Annotated in this window: 18 protein-coding genes and 1 tRNA gene; 12 read left to right on the plus strand and 7 right to left on the minus strand. The window is 50.2% G+C overall.

Features of this window, described 5'->3' with window-relative positions:
* The first annotated feature begins 35 nt into the window (after nt 1–35).
* On the plus strand, nt 36–653 hold the full coding sequence (locus tag AACQ84_RS11165) for a HEAT repeat domain-containing protein (RefSeq protein WP_041443591.1): 618 nt from the start codon (nt 36–38) through the stop codon (nt 651–653).
* 41 nt (nt 654–694) lie between these two features.
* On the opposite strand, the gene AACQ84_RS11170 is transcribed toward AACQ84_RS11165, so the two are convergent.
* The 6 genes from AACQ84_RS11170 to AACQ84_RS11195 all read right to left on the minus strand — a co-directional run bounded on the left by AACQ84_RS11170 (nt 695) and on the right by AACQ84_RS11195 (nt 4,694).
* Nucleotides 695–1,681 (minus strand): RNA-guided endonuclease InsQ/TnpB family protein, encoded by a 987-nt coding sequence (locus AACQ84_RS11170; RefSeq protein ID WP_200807235.1) that lies wholly within the window; start codon nt 1,679–1,681, stop codon nt 695–697.
* Complete coding sequence (locus AACQ84_RS11175) at nt 1,654–1,944, minus strand: helix-turn-helix domain-containing protein (RefSeq protein ID WP_049761747.1); 291 nt, start codon at nt 1,942–1,944, stop codon at nt 1,654–1,656. The genes AACQ84_RS11170 and AACQ84_RS11175 overlap by 28 nt, the downstream gene beginning before the upstream one ends.
* Before the next feature lie 207 nt (nt 1,945–2,151).
* The gene (gene bioU, locus AACQ84_RS11180; RefSeq protein ID WP_012307816.1) at nt 2,152–3,138 is read right to left on the minus strand and encodes a (S)-8-amino-7-oxononanoate synthase BioU; all 987 of its coding nucleotides are present in this window, start codon (nt 3,136–3,138) and stop codon (nt 2,152–2,154) included.
* Nucleotides 3,139–3,211: 73 nt separating this feature from the next.
* Nucleotides 3,212–3,700: an acyl-CoA thioesterase gene (locus AACQ84_RS11185; RefSeq protein ID WP_012307817.1), complete on the minus strand. Its 489-nt coding sequence runs from the start codon at nt 3,698–3,700 to the stop codon at nt 3,212–3,214.
* A gap of 42 nt (nt 3,701–3,742) precedes the next feature.
* The gene (locus AACQ84_RS11190) at nt 3,743–4,303 is read right to left on the minus strand and encodes a gamma-glutamylcyclotransferase family protein (protein ID WP_041443592.1); all 561 of its coding nucleotides are present in this window, start codon (nt 4,301–4,303) and stop codon (nt 3,743–3,745) included.
* Between the two features lie 49 nt (nt 4,304–4,352).
* Nucleotides 4,353–4,694 (minus strand): histidine triad nucleotide-binding protein, encoded by a 342-nt coding sequence (locus tag AACQ84_RS11195; protein ID WP_012307820.1) that lies wholly within the window; start codon nt 4,692–4,694, stop codon nt 4,353–4,355.
* A 13-nt stretch (nt 4,695–4,707) separates the two neighbouring features.
* Between AACQ84_RS11195 and AACQ84_RS11200 the strand changes: the two genes are divergently transcribed.
* The 7 genes from AACQ84_RS11200 (at nt 4,708) to AACQ84_RS11230 (ending at nt 10,728) form a co-directional block, all read left to right on the plus strand.
* Nucleotides 4,708–4,830 (plus strand): hypothetical protein, encoded by a 123-nt coding sequence (locus AACQ84_RS11200; protein WP_254903494.1) that lies wholly within the window; start codon nt 4,708–4,710, stop codon nt 4,828–4,830.
* Nucleotides 4,831–5,276: 446 nt separating this feature from the next.
* On the plus strand, nt 5,277–5,474 hold the full coding sequence (locus AACQ84_RS11205; protein ID WP_012307821.1) for a DUF2949 domain-containing protein: 198 nt from the start codon (nt 5,277–5,279) through the stop codon (nt 5,472–5,474).
* 193 nt (nt 5,475–5,667) lie between these two features.
* Complete coding sequence (locus AACQ84_RS11210; RefSeq protein WP_012307822.1) at nt 5,668–6,645, plus strand: ABC transporter ATP-binding protein; 978 nt, start codon at nt 5,668–5,670, stop codon at nt 6,643–6,645.
* Between the two features lie 75 nt (nt 6,646–6,720).
* A complete protein-coding gene (locus AACQ84_RS11215; protein ID WP_012307823.1) occupies nt 6,721–8,415 on the plus strand; it encodes a hypothetical protein in 1,695 nt (564 codons plus the stop codon).
* A gap of 75 nt (nt 8,416–8,490) precedes the next feature.
* Nucleotides 8,491–10,161 (plus strand): hypothetical protein, encoded by a 1,671-nt coding sequence (locus AACQ84_RS11220; RefSeq protein ID WP_012307824.1) that lies wholly within the window; start codon nt 8,491–8,493, stop codon nt 10,159–10,161.
* Between the two features lie 31 nt (nt 10,162–10,192).
* Nucleotides 10,193–10,265: transfer RNA gene (locus tag AACQ84_RS11225), tRNA-Arg, on the plus strand.
* Nucleotides 10,266–10,398: 133 nt separating this feature from the next.
* Nucleotides 10,399–10,728, plus strand: coding sequence for a hypothetical protein (locus AACQ84_RS11230; RefSeq protein ID WP_012307825.1), 330 nt, complete (start codon nt 10,399–10,401; stop codon nt 10,726–10,728).
* Nucleotides 10,729–10,743: 15 nt separating this feature from the next.
* On the opposite strand, the gene AACQ84_RS11235 is transcribed toward AACQ84_RS11230, so the two are convergent.
* Nucleotides 10,744–11,475: a phycocyanobilin:ferredoxin oxidoreductase gene (locus AACQ84_RS11235; RefSeq protein ID WP_012307826.1), complete on the minus strand. Its 732-nt coding sequence runs from the start codon at nt 11,473–11,475 to the stop codon at nt 10,744–10,746.
* 164 nt (nt 11,476–11,639) lie between these two features.
* On the opposite strand from AACQ84_RS11235, the gene tatA reads away from it, so the two are divergent.
* Genes tatA through AACQ84_RS11255 form a run of 4 tightly spaced genes read left to right on the plus strand, consistent with a single transcriptional unit; the run spans nt 11,640 to nt 15,184 of the window.
* Complete coding sequence (tatA, locus tag AACQ84_RS11240) at nt 11,640–11,816, plus strand: twin-arginine translocase TatA/TatE family subunit (protein WP_041443593.1); 177 nt, start codon at nt 11,640–11,642, stop codon at nt 11,814–11,816.
* Nucleotides 11,817–11,854: 38 nt separating this feature from the next.
* The gene (locus AACQ84_RS11245) at nt 11,855–12,832 is read left to right on the plus strand and encodes an ABC transporter ATP-binding protein (RefSeq protein WP_012307828.1); all 978 of its coding nucleotides are present in this window, start codon (nt 11,855–11,857) and stop codon (nt 12,830–12,832) included.
* The gene (locus tag AACQ84_RS11250) at nt 12,816–13,613 is read left to right on the plus strand and encodes an ABC transporter permease (RefSeq protein WP_041443594.1); all 798 of its coding nucleotides are present in this window, start codon (nt 12,816–12,818) and stop codon (nt 13,611–13,613) included. The genes AACQ84_RS11245 and AACQ84_RS11250 overlap by 17 nt, the downstream gene beginning before the upstream one ends.
* A gap of 29 nt (nt 13,614–13,642) precedes the next feature.
* A complete protein-coding gene (locus tag AACQ84_RS11255) occupies nt 13,643–15,184 on the plus strand; it encodes a GldG family protein (RefSeq protein WP_012307830.1) in 1,542 nt (513 codons plus the stop codon).
* Nucleotides 15,185–15,259 lie beyond the last annotated feature (75 nt).

Here is a 15,259-nt window from a genome sequence, read left to right on the forward strand (position 1 = left end):
CCCTACATTTTTTGCGATCGCTAATTTCTGAACCCATGACCGTCGACGTTTTAATTCGTGCCGTTAACAACCCCACTTCAGCCCAAGACCTGGTCAAAAATGTGGCCCAACTCGCCGCAACAAAAGATGAACAAGCCATTCCAACTCTGGTAGAAGTGCTGAAATTTAATAATCCGGGGGCGGCCGTCGCGGCGGTCAATGGTCTGATCAATATTGGCGAGGCCGTTGTGCCCTACCTCCTCGAAAATGTCGATGGCTATAACTACGGAGCGCGGGCATGGATGCTGCGGATCTTTGCCGGAATTGGTGATCCCAGAGCTTTAGACCTGCTAATTGAGGCGGCGAATAAGGATTTTGCCTTTAGTGTGCGGCGCTCTGCGGCCAAAGGGTTAGGGAATATTCAATGGCATAAAGTGCCAGATTCTGAGCGAGAAGTGCAGCAGCAAAAAGTCTGTGATTGTCTATTCCTGGCCCTTGAAGATGGAGAATGGGTGGTTCGCTATGGGGCGATCGCCGGACTAGAGGGTTTGTCGCAAGCCATTCCAGAAGCTAGAAAAATCGTCATCAAAAACAAACTCACCGAATTTCTCACCACAGAACCAGAAGCCGCAATCCGTGCCCGAATCCAAAAAGCAATCCTGAGTCTTCCGTGACATACTCCCGACGCTGAATCAAAGATTACAGCGCGGGCTTCTTAAATCGCTTTAAGAAATTCCTGCTTCAAAGCCTCCCTACTGGGCGTAGCTCCACAGGATTGAACGGTCTGTCCAACCGCTACACTTCGACATGCTTCGACAAGCTCAGCAACATGCTCAGTGCTAGCTAGTCCACGATTGCGAATTACTTGACCACTGGCCACATCTCGATTGGTGGTGTAGCCACATTCTGGGCATTCATGCCGACGCATGGACAAGTCTTTTTTCACCGCTACACCACAGGATGGGCATTCCTGACTCGTGCCATTAGCAGCAACCTTTTGGAAATGCACACCACGCTTAAAGCAGACCCATCTCAATGTCTCGAGGAACTGCCCCCAACCAGCATCCAGACAATGCTTCCCCAGCATTCCTTTTGCCAGTCCTTTTAGGTTCAACTCCTCCGCAAATATCATCTCTGCTTGGTCGCAGAGATGATGGGCTAACTTACGGTGAAAATCTTTGCGTCGGTTCGCAATTCGTTCATAGAATCTGGCGACTCGTTGACGAGCTTTTTGCTGGTTCTTTGAACCTTTCTGCTTTCTGGCAACGGCACGGTTCAGCACTTTCAGCCTGTGTTGTGCATCCACAAAGAATCGGGGTCTCCCAATCAACTCGCCTTCTGATGTCGCAACAAAATGACTTAACCCCACATCAATCCCAATGGCATAACCACCAATCGGGGGATCTGGAATCTTTACGTCGCTTTGGATAACTAGCTGGATATACCAACCAGAAGCGCGTTTAACTACCCGTGCTTGCTTCACCTCAAACCCATCAGGGAGCGGGCGGTGCATCACGGTCTTAACCCAACCAAATACAGGCAACTTAATTTGATTGTCACCAATTGGGTTTTTGCCCAACTGCGGGAAGCTAAAGCTGCGAAAACGCTTCTTAAACCGTGGGAATCCGAACCCACTATTCCACAATGCATTAAACGCCTTTTCCAGCCTGCCCATCACATCCTGAAGCACTTGAGAATGCACCGCTTGAGAAAAGAATTAGTTTTCCTTGCGGCGGTCAAATTGCGCTTTTGACTGTAATAGGTCGGCTTTTCTGAATCCATTGGGTAAATAAATTCCCGCTGAATACTGCAAGCATTAATCGGGCACTTACGGGACTGAATCCAATCACGACGTTCAGCTAAGGCGTAGTTATAGACGCGCTTGCACGTGTCCAACCATTCATCCATTTTGATGGCTTGGTCGGCAGTCGGATAGACTCTGTACTCGTAAGTCAGGTTAATCATACCTGTACCATAGTAAGACTTAGGGAAATCGTACACTTTTTCTAAGACGCTTAACTAGGAGTTTGCTGCTTCCCGCTGGTCAGTCGCTCGCTCCTCATCCCGACGTTGATATTTCACATACAACGCGGGGCTTCCCCGCTGTTAAGCTAAGCAAAAAAATCCCCCTGACCCAGGAGGATTTGTGGGAATGTCATTCTCCAAGCGAAACTACTTCACAAATTGGGGCATCATATCCGCCGCCGTGAAGATGCCTGTTAAACCTTGCTTTTGCAACCAAACCCCCGTTTTGAGGTAACCGAAAGCGGGGCCACAAACATTGGCGGCCATGCTAGTTTCATCCCCAAGGGTGAACGTATGGGTTGCAATCTTGCCTTCAAAGGTACGGCCCGTCAATTGCACATTGGTGCTGAGGGGTTTTTTCGGATTGCGCGTATCTACCACACCGCCGACACTAACTTGATCACGGGAACAAATCCCGGCCAATTCCAGCATGAGATCATCGGCATGTTCCATATTTTCGAGGGAAATAATGCCATTGGTTTCATCCAACAGGGCTTCAACCTCTGCATCGCTCATGGCCCGCGCTTTGTCCACATCATAGCCAGGCATGTGGGCAATATCTTCCCGGATGGTCGCCCGGTAAGCTTCCCAGTTCGCAATACCCACCCCGAAGGTGATTTTAACGCTGTGAACCTCTGCATAGCTTTGGGCCGCGATCGCCGCCGCCGCCGTCAACAAACCAGGCGTCGCGCCGCAACCCGTCATGTAGGTAATACCTGCGTTTTTCACCTCGTCCTTGAGGGAGAGGATTTGTTCCATCGCACTGGTGCGCTTCAGGGCATCCACTAACACCCCTTGCCAACCAGAAGCAATAAATTGCCGGGTCACATCAGCCATAAACGTGTTGGGCAAGTTCGGCAGAGCGAGGAAAAAACCATCCACTTGAGCATTAGCGATCAGATCGGCAATACTGTTTTGACTGAGGACGCCATATTCTGGCACATGACCCACAGAACCCTGCTGGTTGTAGGTGCTGATGCAGGCTTGGGTATCAAGGCCTTCAGGATTATAGATATAACCTTTATGGTCAGCAGCGGCGACGAGGCGCATTTCTGATTTTGGAGCTAGTAATCGGGCTGCAGCTTGACCGAGGCCCCCAAAGCCCAGGACACCTACGCGAATAATATTACTCATAGTGATTTTCGATAAACGTCAAAATTTTGTCTGTTAGTCCAGCATAGACTGTCTATTATCGGCAGAAATGGCCTTAAATCCCACGAATTTTCTTGAAGACTTCTTCCACGGCGGGTGGCAATTGGCGCATGATTTTGCCTTTTTCTCGGTCAACGCTAACCAGGGTCACTTGACCGGTGAAGTACAGTTCTTGCCCGTCTGGGGATTCAATGCGGTAGTCCCACTCCATGCGGACGCCTTTCATTTCTTGCATGCGGGTTTTGATAATCGCGGTCATCCCCATCTTCAGAAAACTATGGTAGCGGGTTGATAGGGCGATCACGGGTAATTCGCAACCCAGTTGAACCAGATCGGCGTAGTCAAGGCCAATGGATTGGAGACAGGCGATCCGGGCTTCCTCTAGCCATTTAATGTAAGTGCCGTGCCAAACGACGCCAGCATAATCGGTGTGATGGGGATAAACCGTAATTGGATAGTCAAACCAGGGTTCACTGGTGGCATGTAAGGCCGGGGAACGGGCGATCGCCGTTGTGGGGAGTTCTTCTTGTTTAGGGGCAACCATAAAATATCAATCCTTCTTCCTAAGCACACAGCATCAAAAATTTTAAAGGGTCTGACCCCGTTGGAGACGTTTCATGTGGTTAAACAATCGCCAAGAATAGTCGCGGGAAAGGCCAGCGGTCATTGCCCCCCGCATCACAATATAAAAATACCAATCGTCTGGGGGAACTTCCTGGGGCGTTTTATTGACGACGACGTAGGTACGCACCGAGGGGAACCGCTGGCCTTGGCATTCAACAGTCACCTGGGTTTGGCGATAACCATTGGTGGGGACTTCCTCCCGCAGATCGAGCTTTTCACTGACTCGCCAGGGCAAATGGTAGAGAACGCCTTCCACATGACTGCCTGCGTGGGGCACCACATCCAAAACACCACAGCTTTTGCGTTTAGGAGAAAGACGATTAAACGCCAGACGATAATTCTGTAAAATGCCCCGACCCACAACAAATTGGTGGGCATCCTCCTCGATGGTGCGGGCCAAATCGACGGGACACATACAAGACCCATAGGCGAAATAATAGAAAGCCCTGTCTGTGTGGGTGATGGTGCGGGGTTGGGACGCTGTGTGGGTTTGGAAAGGGGGCGCAGAAGGGTCAAAGGACATGGGCCGCTACCTCAAGGGAATAAAAGCCTGGGGTTTACGCTACAAGGATTTAGCCAGGAGGCCAAGCTAGGGGGCGATCTCCGAGGAGATGCAGATGGAGATGGAACACCGTTTGGCCCCCATCTTCACCGGTATTAATCACGACACGGTAGCCTTTATCGAGGTTTTCCTGGCGGGCAATCTTTTTAACGGTCAATAATAAATGACCCAAAAGCGCTTGATCTGTATCATCGGCCGCTGTCAGCATGGGAATTGGCTTTTTGGGAATCACCAAGATATGCACAGGGGCTTGGGGGTTGACATCACGGAAAGCCAGGGCTAGATCGTCCTCATAGACAATATCCGCCGGAATCTCTCGCCGAATAATTTTGCCAAAAATCGTATCGCTCATAGGCTATCGCCTTGTGAAAGTCTCTGGGGAGTTATTTTATCGGGTTGCTCGCCTGGGGCGCTTGAGTATTAAGTTCAGTGAAGCAAATCCCCGCTACCGCAAACAAACCGAAAAAGATATTAAGATTCTTGCTTAATGCAAAAAAGCACAGTAGGATATGGGCCTTAACCTTATCAGTTCCACTTTTTCGTTCACCATCGACCTAAATAGGGCCTCTAGGTTTGCCGGTGAAATTTGGTTCTTTTTATCCTAACCAATCTGGGGTTGCAAAAACAGAAACAGCACACCACAAGGGAAAAACACTCCCTATAATCGGGGAAACTTATAAAGGCTGGAGTATTGATGAGCAGAGCGTGGGTCACCTTTTTTTCACTGAGTTCCCATCTCCCTAGGCGAAATCTAACCCCTTGTGATCTCTACTACAGACTTATCAAAAATTCACCTTTAAGATAATGTTTGTTTGTCTCAAAGTCCTTTAGGATAATTTCAATTTTCCCCTCACCCCAGTCAACGCATATCCTCCTCTCCCTCACCGCTAAGTATTAGTGAAATTTCCATAAGTTATGGAGCGCAAAACCATATATGACGCCGATCACCTACTCAAAATTTATTCACTTCCTGCAAGAAGAACTGGCTATCCCTGGGGAATCTATTTCTGTGATGGAACGCCATCGGAGTAATACCTCTGCCCATCATCCTTTACCCATGGTGCTGTGGCAGTATGGCCTGGTGACCCTGGAGCAGTTAGACCGCATTTATGAATGGCTGGAGACAGCGTAAAAAGACTTCAAGCTGAATTGGATTGACCCAATCACAACGAATAATATGTGATGCAGGTTCTCGCAAGAGTGGGGCCTGCTTTTTAGTGAAAAAATCCTTGGGGAGATGCTGTTTCAATTTTGTAACGGCCCAGGGCAGCGGCGGTTAACTGTGGTTAAGCTAGGGGCAAATTAGGTTGAGAATTTAAGGGCCTATGCTTGCTGCGCAATCGACCTCTTCGCCGATCATTGACCAAATGGCGATCGCCACCTTTAATTTGACGAAACAGTTTGACCGACAGGTGGCTGTGAGTGATGTGGAACTTCAGGTACAATCCGGGGAAGTGTACGGCTTGATTGGCCCCAATGGTGCTGGGAAAACCACGTTAATTCGGATGTTGGCAACGGCAGAGGAACCCACCCTCGGCGAAATTTATATCCATGGCGATCGCCTCCTGCGGGACGACAGCAATCCTCACCTGAAGCAACGCCTCGGCTATCTCCCCGATGATTTCCCCCTCTACGATGACCTCAATGTTTGGGATTATCTGGACTACTTCGCGCGTCTTTATAATCTCCACCAACCCCGTCGTCGGCGTCGTTTAAGCGAAGTCCTAGAGCTGGTGCAGCTCACCCACAAGCGGGACGACAAAATTGCCACCCTTTCCCGGGGGATGAAACAACGTCTCAGCCTGGCCCGCACCATTATTCACGAACCGCTCCTATTGCTCCTGGATGAGCCGGTGTCGGGTTTAGATCCCATTGCGCGGATGCAATTTCGTGAAATTATTAAGGTGCTCCAGGAAGCTGGCATGACCATCCTGATCTCCTCCCATGTCCTCAGTGATTTGGCAGAACTCTGTTCTTCTGTGGGCATTATGGAATTGGGTTATCTCGTCGAGAGTACCTCCCTAGAGGATTTGTACCAGCGGCTTTCCCGGCAATATTTAGTGGTTAGTACCCTAGATAACCTAGACGGACTCGTGGGAGAACTAAAGCAGCAGCCCCTGGTTCGGAGTTGGGAAAGCTGCGCCCCCAATCGTTTGCAAGTAGAATTTGCGGGAACTCCCGCAGAAAGCACAGCACTTTTAAAGGATCTCATTGCCGCAGGAATTCCAGTGTCTGAGTTTTATGGCAAAACGGAGGATCTAGAAAGCATTTTCCTGAAGCTGGGCCACCAACAAACAACCTAGCAGTGGCCGTTTGAATTTATCTATAAGTTTGCCCACATTTTTTAATCGTTTATTGATCCCTATCTCCAAAACATCATGGTTTTTCATCAATGGCTAGACCGCATCGGTGACTGGAATCCTCAGCTTTTTCGGGAGCTAAAAGGCCGACTGTCTAAAAAAGCCCTCGGTTTAGTGGCGATCGCCTCTTTGTTCACGCAGGGAATATTTTATTTAAGTCTGAGAATCGCCCTCCCCAGTGCTGGGATTAGCACCACCAACCATTACTGCATCGGTCGCGCCCCGGCAGACTTTGATCCCAATAGCCATTTGATCCATAGCCAAAACTTTTGTGTGGCTGATGCGGCGGGAAATTTAAACCTAAATTGGCCCCTGTGGTGGACTGACCTATTTATTACCCTCAGTGTGGTGGGATTTTTCGTGGCGCTGTTGGGGGGCGTTTACTTACTAATCCAAGATTTGGGCAAAGAGCAAAAGGCAGGCACTTTGAACTTCGTCAAATTGAGTCCCCAGTCGGCCCAGGCGATCGCCATTGGCAAGATTTTAGGGGTTCCCAGTCTCATTTATGTCGGCCTGGCCTTGGTTTTGCCCTTACACTTTTGGGCCGGACTCAGGGGCGGCATTCCGTTGCCATTAATCCTGCTTTTCTACGGTGTGATCACAGCTAGTTACGGCTTTTTCTATAGTGGTGCGGCGCTCTATAGTTTGGTGAATCCAACCCAACCGGCCCTGAAAGCTTGGTTAGCGACGGGGGGACTTTTTTACTTGATGATGGGGAGCACGACGTTTCTCCTCCAGGAAAATAGCCACGTCGGCAATCTCATGGATGGCGTCAATTTGTTTAATCCGCTGCATATGTTGGTGTATTTGGGTCAAGCCAGTGCCGCTGCGGAACAACTGCTCACGTTTAACTACGACAGCCTCGCCGATGTTTCCTTTTTCCGGGTTTATCTTTGGGAGAATGGGGCGATCGCCGGTTTGATTTATCTGTTGCTTTATGGAATGGGGATCTACTGGTTTCTCCAAGCGTTCCGCCGGAAATTTCATTATCTCAATGGCACCCTCCTTAGCAAGAAACAGAGTTATGGTCTAACGGCGTTGCTCACCATTTTTGGGCTTGGCTTTACGGTGCAATCTCCCCTGGGGGCGATCGCCGACCACAACGATTGGTTATTTAATTTTCTACTGCTTTCCCTGGCCGGTAGTTGTTACTTATTTACGCTGATGGCGGTGCTTTCGCCGTCGTTCCAGTCCCTCCAAGATTGGAGCCGTTACCAAAAAGGAGAATGGCAAGATTGGTTCTTTGGGGAACGAAGTCCTGCCATTGGTGCGGTGATGGTGAATGTTGCCATTGTCACCGGGGCGATCGCCTTGGCTGTGGCTGTGATTGTCGCTCCCCCTTACAAAATCTCTTTTGCGCTTGGGGTGGTGATGCAGGGCTTAATGGTTGTTCTGCTTTGTGTTGTGGCCCAGCGGGTACTTCTGAAAAAAGGCAAGCGGCAAGGCATCGGCGCCACGATTCTCGTCACCAGTGGGGTGATTTTGCCCTTCATTTTCCTCGGTATTAATGGCGTTAACCCAGAATTACAGGCGGCCCCTTGGTTCTGGACAATTATTCCGATGGTCGCCACTGAAAACGCCAGTTTAGCCAGCATTTTTCTCACCATTTTGGGCCAAATGGGGGCGATCGCCGTGCTGCATTGGGTTGTGGGTCGCCGGATTCAGCAGCTTGGTACCTCAGAGCTAAAGCAAACCCTGACCCCAGCGGGTTAATTCCTAAATTACATAAAGTCTCGTCGGTCGAAAATGCTTCTCCTTTGCTAAGAACCATAATCCCAGGTATCAACCATGGATAGAATCCTCAACCCCCTCGGTGATTGGAATCCCCAACTTTTTCGGGAATTAAAAGGCCGCTTCACCCGTAAAAATGTGGCGATCTCCTTTGGTCTTGCTTGCTTTACCCAATGCCTGCTTTATCTTTTCTACCTGGGAGAATTGCCAAATGCCCTGGTTGATCAACCCTACAACCGTTACTGTACCGGGCCGGAAGATGACTACTGGCGGTCTACCTATCAATGTTTGAGGGATGGCAACGACTGGCTGATCAACTGGCAGTTATGGCATTTAGATGTGTTCATGGCTCTGACTCTGGTGGGCCTGGGGATTCTCCTGGTGGTTGGTACTCATTTAATTGGGGCCGATGTCGCGAAGGAAGAACAACGGGGCACCCTGGGTTTTGTGCGCCTCAGTCCCCAACCCGTCTCAAAAATTTTGCTCGGGAAACTGTTGGGAGTGCCTAGCCTGATTTATGTTGGTTTAGTTTTTGTCCTGCCCTGGCACCTGTGGCTCGGTTTTCAAGGTGGCATTGCTCTGGGTTGGCTAATGGTGCTTTATGGGGTGGCGATCGCCGCTAGTTTCACTGCCTTTACGGGGGTGGTTCTATGGAGTTTCGTGGGTCGTGAACTGTTGGGGGGCTTCCACACCTGGCTCTACAGTGGTGGCCTCGGCCTCTATCTTTTTGGGATGTCTGTGGCTTGCTTTGAGGATAATTTTCCCAGCTATACCCCCTTTGATTGGGTGCGGCTGTTCTATCCGGGCAATATCTTTTATTACCTCGTCGACCAAAATTCCCTCGCCCCGGAAACCATCGGTTATTTTTCACCCCACAACTGGTTTCAGACCCAATGGTACGGCTCTTCCCTTTGGGTGGGGGGCCTTGGGTTTATGGCGATCCATTATGCTCTTTTAGGGGCCTTGGCTTGGCAAGGGATTCGGCGGCGTTTTTATGATCCCCAGGCCACGATGATCACGAAGGCCATGGGCTGCGGGGTCGCCGTTAGCAGCACGATTTTTATGACTGGGTTTGTTTGGGCTGGCGATCGCCCCGAACGTCTTTTTGCCAATTTTCAAACCCTGCAAGGCTTCTATTGGATGGTAATGTTGGGGCTAATTCTTCTGTTAACACCGACCCGGCAACGGATACAAGATTGGGCGAGATTTCGACATCAAAATACTTCTCACCGACGGTTTAAATGGGCCTTTTTCAGAAATGATCGCTCTCCGGCCCTAGGGGCGATCGCCTTGATGTTGCTCCTCACCACGGGCTACCAAATGACCATTGTCCTCTTGTCCCCCCTGCCCAGCCAAAAACTGCTGGTGATCGCAGCTCTAGGACTCCAGGGAGGTTGCCTTTTCCTTCTGGCCGTTTTAACCCAATGGATCTTTCTCCGTCGTCAAAAACAACGGGCCATTTGGTTTGGCGTTGCCGTCATCGGGTCTAGTGTTGTCCCTTTTATCCTCTTCATGGTCTTCCATGGACGCTTTACCTTGCCCATTACCTTCGGCCTCTTTTCGGCGTTTCCCCTCAGTGCCGTTGCCATGGCGGTGCCCAGTATGGTGATCTGGAGTGCGATCGCCCAGTGGGGCATGATTCTCGGTTGTCTTTGGGGACTGCAACAACAGATCCAACGCCTCGGACAATCCGACCTGAAAACTTTTCAGCCGACCCCTACCGAATGATCTAAAACATGTTATTCTTGTATTCCTGTATGGGCACGTGGCTCAGTGGATAGAGCATCAGATTCCGGTTCTGAGGGTCGGGGGTTCGAATCCCTCCGTGCTCGTGAAAAAAAAGAAAAAACATCAACGACTTGTCTTCCGTAAGGTGCAGGTCGTTTTTCTTAAAGGCCCCCAGGTCTAAGGGAAATTGATATACTGAGGGTCAATCCGCTACTGTGCACCTTTTTCGCAATTTATATGGCTGAACCGATTCCGCCGATCACCTTACCACCGATTACTGATCCCGCCATTGAGGGACAATGGTTAGAAAAATCCCTACAGCATTGGCTTGATACGGAGTTTTTACCAGAACCGGCCAACGAAAAAATTGCCAATCGCGCCCGGGAAATTTATGTGCGTCAACGTCTCGAAGGGGAAAATGACCTTGGTTCCCTCGTGATCGCTATCGTCACAGAAATGCGCTCCTTCAACTTTAAAGAATCGTTTTATGGCGAATTTGCGGTGGCCAATGCCGTGAGTGATTTGATCCTTGATAGCCTGGGCATTGACCGTTGCTGCGGTAATTAAAGCTTTGTTCGCGATCTAGGCTGGAATATCAAACAGCACCTGACTCATATAGCGCTCGGCCCAGTCGGGGTTAAAGGCCTTTTCTAAAACACGGCGCGTTTTGTCATTCCGCTGCTGTTCTTGGCAATAGTGGCGTTGTCCCGCCAAATAAATGGCCTGCTCAGCGGGAGAAAGCTTTTCTAAACCCAAGGCCAACTGACAATGAATCGTCAGAAATTCCCGCACCCGTTCCAAAAACTGCTGTTCTTCGTTGGGATTGCTGGGACGAATAAAGAGGCAAAATTCCGAAAAAATTGCGCCCCATTCTGGGAGATCACGGGGCTGGGAAAAGTTTAAGTTGCCTTGATTTTGTCGTAGTCGTGTTTGGTAATCTACAGACAAAGTTTTATCGGCGCTGGTCGGAGATAAATCGGCGATCGCCGCACTCACACCACGGGGATTACCGACTAAATCACAGCCAAACATTGGTAGGGCATATTCCGCGCGAGGAAACATCACACAATGGAGAATATCGAGGTTTTCGCCCACTTTTGCCATTTCCAGGTGCATTTTACGGAAGTGCTGGCTCTGGTAGCAGGTATTTTCGATGGTGAGCCGTTCCCCTTCTAATTTCCCTTCGATGTAGCCGAGGCCTTCCGGCAGGGTAAAGGGTTCTAGCTCTAAGTGTTGATGCCAGGTTTCGAGGATGACACCAGCGAGCTGTTCGATGAGGGGATAAAATTTTGGCTTGGTTGCAGGGGCAGTCATGGGCGAAAAAGCAATCTTAAAAGGTGGTTTAAAACAATGTTCTAGATCCCTGTAGGTGACGCGAGCGGTGACCTAGACCCAGAATTTAGAACCAAAGATATACTGGAACCGCCGCAAATGCGGCACAATTGTCCCATAAATTAATGTTTGTGAGGGGTACGCCCATGTTCGGCTTAGGTTGGCCTGAAGTGTTGATTATTTTAGGGGTGGTGGTGTTGATCTTTGGCCCAAAAAAAATCCCTGAAGTGGGCAGTGCCCTAGGAAAAACCCTGCGGGGCTTCAAAGAAGAAATGGAAACTCCGGAAACGGAAGAGGATTATCTTGACTCCGATCAACGTTAGACTCGGTTACTTGGGGTTGGCGAAATTTTAAGTGCACCATGATTGAAGTTGAGCAGCTTGGCAAAACCTATGGCCAAACAGAGGCGATCGCCGATCTCAGTTTTCGGGTAGAAACAGGGGAAATTGTCGGTTTCTTGGGGCCAAACGGCGCAGGGAAAACCACGACTCTCCGCATTCTCAGTGCCTATCTACCAGCGACGACGGGCACGGCGAAAATTGCGGGCTACGATGTCCACACAGAATCCATGGCAGTGCGGCGACACCTGGGCTATCTCCCGGAAAATCCGCCCCTCTATCCCAATATGACCGTGGCTGGCTATCTCAATTTTGTCGCACAGCTCAAAGGGGTCAGTGCTGGCGATCGCCCCCACAAAATCCAAGCGGCCCTCGCCCAGTGCCAATTACAAACCAAAGCCAACCACCACATTCGTAATCTGTCTAAGGGCTATCGGCAACGGGTCGGCATTGCCCAGGCGATCGTCCATGACCCCCCGGTGATCATTCTCGATGAACCCACCGTTGGTTTAGATCCCGCCCAGATGATCGAAGTGCGACACCTGATTAAATCCTTAGGCGGCGATCGCACTATTTTGTTATCCACCCATCTCCTCTCAGAAGTTAGTCTCACCTGTGACCGGGTGGTAATGATTAACCAAGGCCACCTCGTCGCCACCGATACCCCCCACAATCTCCAGAATCATTTCCTCAATTACCACGGTTACGAACTAGAGACCGACGGCGAACTAGCGCAAATCCAACGTCTCCTTGATCCCTTACCTGGTGTTATTCATATCGAATCTTTAGCATCAATAAATCCCCGTCGTCCCCGCCTCCGGATCACCACTGCGGACAATCCCGAATGGGGTAAAGACATTGCCAGAATCCTTGTCAATGCAGGGGTCGGTCTCTATGAAATGCAACGACTGCGCCCCAGCCTTGAGGACGTTTTTTTAGAATTATTAGACGCTGAGGCGAACGATCCGATGTCTGAACAACTCCATGCTGATGCTGAATAACATTGTGGCGATTTTTCGCCGGGAACTACAGAGCTACTTCACCGCTCCCCTCGCCTATATTTTTGCAACGTTGTTGTGGTTTTTGGGAGGATTTTTCTTCCTAACGCTCCTGATCGGCCCCCAGGGCATTGTCACCTTTGTCGCCACCCAAGAACAGATGGGCGTTGCCTTACCTCCCATTGATGTAGCCACAGAATTTCTCCAGGCTTTTTGGGGCATCCTGGGCATTTTAGTCTTGTTTCTGTTGCCGTTGCTCTCCATGGGTCTCTATGCTGAAGAACGCAAACAGGGCACTTTGGAACTTTTAGCGACTTCCCCGGTGACGAACTGGGCGGTGGCAGTGGGCAAATTGTTGGGAGTCGTGACTTTTTTTTCGGTACTGTTCCTGCCCATGGTGCTGTGGGAACTGATTGTCTTAGTGAATGCAGCCCCAGCTTTTCCCCTCAGTCTTTTTCTTTTAGCGCATTTGGGCTTGTTGCTCTTGGTGGCCGCTATTTTATCTTTGGGGATGTTCGTGTCGTCTCTCACAGACAGTTCCCTGATTGCGGCGGTCTTGACCTTTACCCTAGTGCTGATGTTGTGGCTGTTGGATATGCTGGGCGATCGCCTGTCGGGGCCGTTGGGCAATGGCCTCAAACATTTCTCTTTACTGAAGCATTACAACAATTTCCTCGAGGGAATTTTCGATAGCAGTAGCCTGGTCTTACTCCTCAGCTATAGCATTCTGGGGGTTGTCCTCACGGCCCAATCCATTGAAGCTTTGCGCTGGACACGGCGTTGATGGTTTCTCGATATTGTTAACAGAGCATCATGTTTCCACAGCAACGATTTTCACGATATTTCATTTGGTTAGGCTTGGCTCTGGTGGTCGCGGGCGCTGTCGTCCTGGGGGCCACGGGAGAAGGCTTCGCCTATGGCTTGATTCTGGTTGGGTTATTGTTGTTGGGTTGGGGGATCAGTCATTTTCCAGGTTTGGGAACGGGGCTGCAACGGTTCTGGCGCAAGCGATCTACCCAGATGGGGACGAATGGGGTTGTCGGGGCGATCGCCATTTTGCTGATTTTTTGTCTGACAAATTTTTTAGCTGTCCAGCTCCCCCTCCGAATTGATCTCACAGAAAACCAAATCCACACCCTCTCTAGCCAAACCCAAGGGGTGCTGCAAAATTTATCTCAACCTTTAACCCTGTGGCTCTTCCAGGAAACGGACGATGCGAATTTAAAGCCCTTTTTAGACAATTATCAACGGCTCAATCCTAATAATTTTCGCTACGTTTTTGTCGATCCAGACCGTAATCTTGACGCGGTACAGCGATTCCAGGTCGAGAGTCGCGGCGAAGTTCACCTTGAGTATGGCGATAAAACCCAACTGCTGAAAGTGCTAGCCCAGGGGGAACCCCTCACAGAAAGTCAACTAACCAATGGCATTCTGCAAATCCAAGGCGATCGCCAACCCCACTTCTACGTCCTCCAAGGCCACGGCGAACCGCCCCTCGATCAAATTCCCGGAGGGCTAGGGCAAATGGCCCAACTTTTGGCTACCCAAGGTTATGCAGTCTCTCCTTTAAATTTCACCCAAACGCCTACGATTCCCCCAGATGCCGATCTGATTGCAGTCATTGGCCCCCAAACGCCATTTCTCCCAGGGGAAGTTGCCCTCTTGGAAACTGCCCTTGCGAATAACCAAAGTCTCCTCCTTCTGCTTGATCCCCAAACGGATCCCCAGTTAAATTCGCTCCTGGACAAGTGGGGCCTCAGCCTCGATCAACGGCTTATTCTCGACCAAGGAAACCGGGCGGACTTCCTCGGTTTAGGACAATCGACCCTTGTCCTCAATCAATACGGCGACCATCCGATCACCACGGCCCTTGCTGGACAAAACTCTATCTATCAAGCGGTGCGCCCCATTTTCAGCGACACCACAGAGGCGATCGCCGCCACCGCAATCCTCCGTACCGATGACCAGGCCTGGGCCGAAAGCCAACCCGAAATCCCGGATCCGACCTTTGACCCCCCAGGCGATCGCCCCGGCCCCCTGACCTTTGGCTGGGCCCTGGAAAAAATAGATTCCCAAGCTACAATGAAGGCAACTCGCCTTGTGGCAATTGGTAACACCACCTTTGTGACCAATGGTTGGCTAGAACAATACCTAAACAGCGACCTCTTGCTCAATACCGTGAATTGGCTGGCCCAAACGGAAGAGGCGCCCCTCGCAATCCAACCAAGAACCCCCCAAGAGCGACGTCTAAATCTCCGTCGTTGGCAAATTGCAACCCTTGCCTGGTTTGCCCCCATCCTATTTCCCCTTGGTGGTTTAGGCGGCGCAATCTTTTGCCTTTGGCGACGCCGTTAGAAAAATATGTGAGATGACCGATAAATTTACGTAAACTTTGAGAAAACAACATTAAAACATTATTAATTTTCGGGA

The organism is Picosynechococcus sp. PCC 7002, assembly GCF_963860125.1.
Taxonomy (GTDB): domain Bacteria; phylum Cyanobacteriota; class Cyanobacteriia; order Cyanobacteriales; family MRBY01; genus MRBY01.

Bases quoted from the DNA above. Each gene is read 5' to 3' on its own strand.
- AACQ84_RS11165 (WP_041443591.1), top strand. From the start codon at position 36: ATGACCGTCGACGTTTTAATTCGTGCCGTTAACAACCCCACTTCAGCC.
- AACQ84_RS11175 (WP_049761747.1), bottom strand. From the start codon at position 1,944: ATGATTAACCTGACTTACGAGTACAGAGTCTATCCGACTGCCGACCAA.
- bioU (WP_012307816.1), bottom strand. From the start codon at position 3,138: ATGAGTAATATTATTCGCGTAGGTGTCCTGGGCTTTGGGGGCCTCGGT.
- AACQ84_RS11185 (WP_012307817.1), bottom strand. From the start codon at position 3,700: ATGGTTGCCCCTAAACAAGAAGAACTCCCCACAACGGCGATCGCCCGT.
- AACQ84_RS11190 (WP_041443592.1), bottom strand. From the start codon at position 4,303: ATGTCCTTTGACCCTTCTGCGCCCCCTTTCCAAACCCACACAGCGTCC.
- AACQ84_RS11195 (WP_012307820.1), bottom strand. From the start codon at position 4,694: ATGAGCGATACGATTTTTGGCAAAATTATTCGGCGAGAGATTCCGGCG.
- AACQ84_RS11205 (WP_012307821.1), top strand. From the start codon at position 5,277: ATGACGCCGATCACCTACTCAAAATTTATTCACTTCCTGCAAGAAGAA.
- AACQ84_RS11210 (WP_012307822.1), top strand. From the start codon at position 5,668: ATGCTTGCTGCGCAATCGACCTCTTCGCCGATCATTGACCAAATGGCG.
- AACQ84_RS11215 (WP_012307823.1), top strand. From the start codon at position 6,721: ATGGTTTTTCATCAATGGCTAGACCGCATCGGTGACTGGAATCCTCAG.
- AACQ84_RS11220 (WP_012307824.1), top strand. From the start codon at position 8,491: ATGGATAGAATCCTCAACCCCCTCGGTGATTGGAATCCCCAACTTTTT.
- AACQ84_RS11230 (WP_012307825.1), top strand. From the start codon at position 10,399: ATGGCTGAACCGATTCCGCCGATCACCTTACCACCGATTACTGATCCC.
- AACQ84_RS11235 (WP_012307826.1), bottom strand. From the start codon at position 11,475: ATGACTGCCCCTGCAACCAAGCCAAAATTTTATCCCCTCATCGAACAG.
- tatA (WP_041443593.1), top strand. From the start codon at position 11,640: ATGTTCGGCTTAGGTTGGCCTGAAGTGTTGATTATTTTAGGGGTGGTG.
- AACQ84_RS11245 (WP_012307828.1), top strand. From the start codon at position 11,855: ATGATTGAAGTTGAGCAGCTTGGCAAAACCTATGGCCAAACAGAGGCG.
- AACQ84_RS11250 (WP_041443594.1), top strand. From the start codon at position 12,816: ATGCTGATGCTGAATAACATTGTGGCGATTTTTCGCCGGGAACTACAG.
- AACQ84_RS11255 (WP_012307830.1), top strand. From the start codon at position 13,643: ATGTTTCCACAGCAACGATTTTCACGATATTTCATTTGGTTAGGCTTG.